Annotated in this window: 2 protein-coding genes; one reads left to right on the top strand and one right to left on the bottom strand. The window is 68.7% G+C overall.

All coding sequences use genetic code 11. The features are described from left to right. The coding region (locus G3N93_RS39980) for a LysR family transcriptional regulator (protein WP_241026915.1) at positions 1-197 on the bottom strand (197 nt) is incomplete at its 3' end. A gap of 268 nt (positions 198-465) precedes the next feature. On the opposite strand from G3N93_RS39980, the gene betC reads away from it, so the two are divergent. Continuing rightward, the coding region (betC, locus tag G3N93_RS39975; RefSeq protein WP_206135518.1) for a choline-sulfatase at positions 466-1,474 on the top strand (1,009 nt) is incomplete at its 3' end.

Genomic DNA, 1,474 nt, shown 5'->3' with positions numbered 1-1,474 from the left:
GCCGTCAGCGTGACGCCGCGCGGGCTGCGCTCGAACAGCGGCACGCCCAGTTCGGCCTCGAGCTGGAACACCTGCTGGCTCACGGCCGGCTGGGTGGAGCCGAGCTCGCGCGCGGCGGCCGTGAAGCTCGCGAGCCGGGCGGCCGATTCGAACGCGCGCAGCGCCTGCATCGACGGTAACGGTTCGGATTTCGACATAAGTCTCTCTAATGGCCCCATAAGGGCCGGACGCCTACCCGCGCGAATTCGGGCGGGCGATAGTGCTTCGGACGGTGCGGCATGCGAGTTTCACGGCCCGCTTGACAGCCTGCTTCACGGGCGGCGCGCGACGCTACGCATTCCGCGATTCTAGCCAGCGCGGCTCGCCCGCGCGGCACTTTCGTCGAGCCGCTTCCGTCATGCCGGACGTCTCGCTGCGCGAGCGGCGCGCCGTTCCATTCGAACACCGTTTTCCCCACGACTGCCGATGACGAACCCGACACCCAACATCCTGATCCTGATGGCCGACCAGCTCACGCCGTTCGCGCTGCCGGCCTACGGCAATCGCGTCGCGCGCACGCCGACGCTGGACCGTCTCGCCGCGCAAGGCGTCGTATTCGACGCCGCGTACTGCGCGAGCCCGCTGTGCGCGCCGTCGCGTTTCTCGCTGCTGACGGGCAAGCTGCCGTCGGGGATCGGCGCCTACGATAACGCCGCCGAATTGCCGGCGCAAACCCTGACGTTCGCACACTACCTGCGCGCGGGCGGCTACCGGACGATGCTGTCCGGCAAGATGCATTTCTGCGGGCCCGATCAGCTGCACGGCTTCGAGGAGCGGCTCACGACCGACATCTATCCGGCCGATTTCGGCTGGGTGCCCGACTGGGACAGCCCGACCGAGCGGCCGAGCTGGTATCACAACATGAGTTCGGTGCTGGAGGCGGGGCCGTGCGTGCGCACGAACCAGCTCGATTTCGACGACGAAGTCACGTTCGCCGCGAAGCAGAAGCTGTACGACGTCGCGCGCGAGCGTGCGGCCGGGCACGATGCGCGGCCGTTCTGCATGGTCGTGTCGCTGACCCATCCGCACGACCCGTATGCGATCACGCGCGAATACTGGGATCAATACAGCGACGACGAGATCGACATGCCGGCCGTGCGGCTCGATGCGGCGGAAAGCGACCCGCATTCGCAGCGGCTGCGCTTCGTCTGCGAGAACGACCGCACGCCGCCCACCGACGCGCAGATCCGCGCCGCACGCCGCGCCTACTACGGCGCGACGTCCTACGTCGATGCGCAGTTCGGCAGCGTGCTGGGCGCGCTCGAGCAGTGCGGATTCGCCGACGATACGATCGTGATCGTCACGTCCGACCACGGCGACATGCTCGGCGAGCGCGGGCTCTGGTACAAGATGACGTTCTTCGAAGGCGGCTGCCGCGTGCCGCTGATCGTCCATGCGCCGGGCCGCTTCGGCGCCGCGCGCGTGCGCGGACCCG

The sequence above is a fragment of the Burkholderia sp. Se-20378 genome, assembly GCF_017104665.1.
GTDB classification, from domain to species: Bacteria; Pseudomonadota; Gammaproteobacteria; order Burkholderiales; family Burkholderiaceae; genus Burkholderia; species Burkholderia lata.
This window is presented reverse-complemented; position numbering and strand designations above follow the sequence as displayed.